Genomic DNA, 4,599 nt, shown 5'->3' on the forward strand with positions numbered 1-4,599 from the left:
TGTGGAAGTCATACATGGTGGAGAGGATGAGGAAAGTCATCGGATGAAAAACAGGAAAAGTATTTTTTCAACAGAAGTGTAAAAAGGAAACGAGCAAAAAGTGTAAAATTCGACTTGACGTCTACATCCCTTACATAATGTTTATAAATATGCTTTACAAGCCATTGGTCAAAGTGATTATGTATTAATCAAAACAGCTATAGTAAATCTGATGACTCTGTTCATAATGCTTATTTCGATCTTTATCTTACAGCTAATCGCACGGTATCAATCCTTCCACCCTTGGGTATTACGACAGAAAACAGAAGTAATGGTTGAGCAGTTTAGAGAAGTGACAAAAAAGGCCATCGGTGGTAGAGCAAAAGCAATGATTGTTACACCTTCACGTCTCCATGCTGTTCGATATATGAAGGAATTTAAAGCTTATATTAAAGAAAAGGGTTATACAGATCTTGATGTTCTTGTTGCTTTTTCAGGTTCTGTTACAGATGATGGCAATGAATACACAGAACCAAGTATGAACGTTACCAAGGATGGGGAACGAGTTAAAGAAAATCAATTAAAAGAAACATTTCATGGTGATGACTTTAATTTATTAATTGTTGCGGAGAAATATCAAACAGGTTTTGATGAGCCGTTACTTCATACGATGTTTGTCGATAAAAAATTACGTGGTGTAAAGGCAGTACAGACATTATCTCGTTTAAATCGAACAATGCAAGGAAAGAAAGATACGTTTATCTTAGACTTTGTGAACACAGAAGAAGAGATACTAGAAGCATTTCAACCATTCTATGAGGTAACGACATTAAAAGAAGAAGTGAACTTGAATTTAATTTATGATACGCAGAGTAAGCTACGTAAATTTGCATTGTATAATGACGATGATATTGCACAAGTTATGAAACTAGTGAAGCAAGCACAAAAGAAGCAAGATGAGCGTTTATTAGGTCGCATATCTAGTTTATTCAAGACTGTCATTCAGCGTTATGAAGACTTACCAGAAGATACCCAATATGAATTCAGAGTGACATTACGTAACTTTGGTAAATGGTACAACTAAGAAAGAGACGGAGCCTCTTTTAAAAGGGATTCCGTCTTTAATCGTATCTTCGTTAATATTATCGGCCAAAAAGTGAATCCACACCGCTCCCGAAAAATTTATGGACTTGTAAGCACTAAAAGTTGACCGTTTTTGCTTGATAAGATTTTACACTTTTGAGTCAATCAACCTCCTTACTTTAGTAAAATAGGTATACAAGAATATAGGTTTATAGAAAGTGACCGTGATGATTTCGGAGTTTAAGGAGTGGTGGAAAATGGACAGTTATTGGAATCATAATGTTGCTTTTCATGATTTGTTAGTTGCCGATGTAAAAAAACGCGGTGGGCGAGTGCTTGATATTGGATGTGGTGAGGGACTCCTTATCCAACGGCTTATGCCTTTTGCTACACATGTTGTAGGTATTGATCCTGATGAAGAAGCAATGACGCGAGCCCAGAAACGGCTTGGGCAGACTTCAAATGTGACACTCATCAATAAAGATTTTCTTACTCTGCCAGTCCCAGATCAAGATGAACGCTTTGATACAATAACTTGCGTAGCTACTTTGCACCATATGGAGCTGCGAACGGCTTTGTTAAAGATGCGCAAATTTCTCGCTCCAGGAGGGAGAGTGCTCATCGTAGGATTATCAGCTAACAAATCAATTTTAGATTTTCTTATTTCGGGGTTGCTTGTAATCCCGATTCGTTTGATGGATCGGCTACATGGAGGGGTAAAAGATGTAGGCGTAAAGATTGCCTCTCCCAAAGAATCGTTGAGTGAAATTCGTCAGGTCACGTGTGAGGTTCTACCTAATGCAAAGATTCAGCGTCAATTCTATTACCGCTATCTTCTTATTTGGGATCAAGAGATGGAGAATTAAAAATGCTTTAGAATGATAGTTTTTACAGCGCAAAAAAGTGGATTCTTATACACTCATCTAACAAGTGGAAAGAAGGTCGAAACAGTAACAAGTATACTTCCTCTTGATAGAAAATGATGCTACTTTTTAATTATTGCTATAAGTCCCATTTAAAAATGATAAAGGTAAAAATCAATTTACAGTTCTTCCTTATAACGGAATGAACTTGAGGAGGATTAAAATGAAGTTCTCAATCATTATGTTTTCAACTTTAATTATTTTACTTGGGGGGTTACTCCTGTTAGGAATAAATTTCACGCCTAACAGTGTTCTTCCAGGGAAAACGGAGATTATAGAGACTTATAAAACAAATGATGGGCTGGGTCTATTATATGTCGATAACGTGAATGATACTTTCGGGATAGCTGATGTAAAAAAATTGGGGCCACTATATTGGTACAATGGAGGATCCGATTCAAATAAGTTAATGTACGATATGCCATTTAAAGCAGCAGGATATGGAGGTACCAATGATGAGTTTATGGTAGGAGTCCGAATTCCGCCCGGGTCAAAGATTAAATACTTCTCATTAGGAAATCATCTCGAAGAAGCTGATCCATTAAACGATCGGATAACGTTAGAAATGATAAAACAATTTCCTGATCGTTATCATATAAAAGAAGTTAAAGGGAATTATGCCTTTTTTTTAACCAGTGGTTACTCTGAGAATACTTGGACTTTAAGGGGTTTTGATGACAAAGGAAATATCGTTGCAGATAAATTATTTGGTTCTAATCCTCGTTTCATTCTAACTCCCTGAAATATTGTTTTTTAGTGTTTACGATAACAAATGAATAAAAGATTTAATCATTCATCTAACCAGTCAGGTCTATCAAGAACCGCTGCCCGTTGTCCTTTTATCACAGGCTCATCGGGCGCAAATCCTCTTCATGCTTGCGAATCATCCTCCCTATTCATTGACTTTCGAATAGCTTCATCCTCAGAGTCATCTATTGTTTCCTTATCATTTACACTTTTATAACTCCTTTTGATGAAGTATTGTTACCTAAGTTCTTGTCGCCATCAATGTAGTAAGAGTAGGGGGCTATCCCGTTGCCTTACTAATATCCTTTGTGATTAACACTATAGTATGAATTAGAGCAATGTGTTAAAAAAGTTAAATTTAAGATGAAAGGAAAATTGTTAAATTCCAGATTAGTACGAAAGTTTTTTACATGAAATTCAAAGAGTACATGTTAAAATTTAGGAAAGGTTTAATAGAGAGAGGTTTAAATCATGAAAAAAATAATGGTTGTTGGAGCATCTGGTGTTCTTGGTAAGTTAGTTTGCATGGAGTTACTGAGAGTATTTGAAAAGCAAATAAAATTAATAGTAACGGATTATAAAAATGAAAGAGGTAAAAAGTTAGCAGCTTTTTTTAACAGTGACGTTCAGTTTCAATGTTTAGATGTTGATAATGAAGAAAATATAAAACAAGTTATAAAGAATGTAGATATTGTAGTCGTAGCAGTAAAACAGAGAAATCCGCACATTCAAAAAAGGTGTATTGAGAATAAAATATTATGTATAGATGTTACACCGTTTTATGATTTTGCTGAGAAAGTATATGAGCTAAATCAACATGCAGAAAATAATAAGATAGGTTCCGTAATAATGTCTGGATTTTTTCCTGGTTTATCAGGCTTAATGATTAAGGAAGCTATTTCGGATTTCCAAGAGATAACAGAGATAAACGTTGGTTTATTACAAAGTACGAATGCGAAAGCAGGAATATCTGGAATTTTAGATATGTTAAAGATAATAGACCAACCAGTTTCCTTTCAAAATAAAACTGTATCTGGCTTTACAAAAAAAAGAAGAATGTATTTTCTCAATCATTTTAGAGAAAAAGAGGTCAGGTTAATAGACCATTCAGAAAAGCTATTGTTAAGAGGAAAATTAACAGCTGCCCCGATAAATTATTGGACTTCTTGGAATGTTAATGCCTTTAATAAGCTGGTTTCTATGATAAGAAAAATGGGTTTTATGGAAATGATTAATAAAGTGAATAATAATTTTCTTTCTAGGGTCGTAAGGCATAATCCTAATAGGAATGAAAATGCTTTTCTTACTGTAGAAGTAAAGGGAGTGGTTGATAACAAGGAAAGGGTAAGAATATTGTCTTTATCTACTTTCTCTGATTATCAAACAACGGCGATGATGACTGCTTCGTTAGCAAAAATTGCCCTGGGAAATGAAGTGAAAGGGATCATTTGTCCTTTTGAACTAACAAGTTTAGAAGAAATACTGTCTGTCATAAATTGCCCAGATATTCAAATAAAGGAAGTTAATCAATAAAAATTTTTATTGCAATCGTAAATTTTGATCACTCTTTTCATCTTTATATGAAAGTTAAATTAATTTTTAATGAATGATTTTTCTAAATGATACTGAGTATCTGAATGGGGCTTGCTAGTAATAGTGAAGCTGAAAAACAATAATAGGATTTGTTAAATATGTAAATATATGACACATAAGGAGATACCTAAAGAAAAAGACCGGGCGTTTGCTTAAACTGGCACCTATGTCAAGGACACAATAAAAAAAGAGATTAAGCAACTAGAAGATGATTCCTATATTGAATAGGGGTCATCTTTTTTAAGTCCCACTGATATCGATAGTTGTTATAGTA

General features: G+C 34.4%; 4 protein-coding genes and 2 pseudogenes. 5 read left to right on the top strand and 1 reads right to left on the bottom strand.

Going from position 1 to position 4,599, the window contains the following annotated elements:
• The 5 genes and pseudogenes from PZE06_RS25345 to PZE06_RS25365 form a co-directional block, all read left to right on the top strand.
• A pseudogene (locus tag PZE06_RS25345) lies at nt 1-82 on the top strand (ATP-binding protein); the annotation flags it as partial.
• 165 nt (nt 83-247) lie between these two features.
• A pseudogene (locus PZE06_RS25350) lies at nt 248-1,060 on the top strand (type I restriction enzyme subunit R domain-containing protein); the annotation flags it as partial.
• Between the two features lie 259 nt (nt 1,061-1,319).
• Complete coding sequence (locus PZE06_RS25355; protein ID WP_191963602.1) at nt 1,320-1,928, top strand: class I SAM-dependent methyltransferase; 609 nt, start codon at nt 1,320-1,322, stop codon at nt 1,926-1,928.
• A gap of 220 nt (nt 1,929-2,148) precedes the next feature.
• Entirely contained in the window at nt 2,149-2,727 is a 579-nt protein-coding gene (locus tag PZE06_RS25360) for a hypothetical protein (protein WP_150917774.1), read from the top strand.
• Between the two features lie 476 nt (nt 2,728-3,203).
• Nucleotides 3,204-4,265: a saccharopine dehydrogenase NADP-binding domain-containing protein gene (locus PZE06_RS25365; RefSeq protein ID WP_150917777.1), complete on the top strand. Its 1,062-nt coding sequence runs from the start codon at nt 3,204-3,206 to the stop codon at nt 4,263-4,265.
• A 253-nt stretch (nt 4,266-4,518) separates the two neighbouring features.
• Here PZE06_RS25365 and PZE06_RS25370 read toward each other — a convergent pair.
• Nucleotides 4,519-4,599, bottom strand: an 81-nt coding sequence (locus PZE06_RS25370; protein WP_275792083.1) for an IS3 family transposase, incomplete at its 5' end; no start/stop codon positions are given.

Origin of the sequence: Robertmurraya sp. DFI.2.37 (assembly GCF_029211245.1) — a bacterium.
Classification (GTDB): Bacteria; Bacillota; Bacilli; order Bacillales; family Cytobacillaceae; genus Robertmurraya; species Robertmurraya methanolica_A.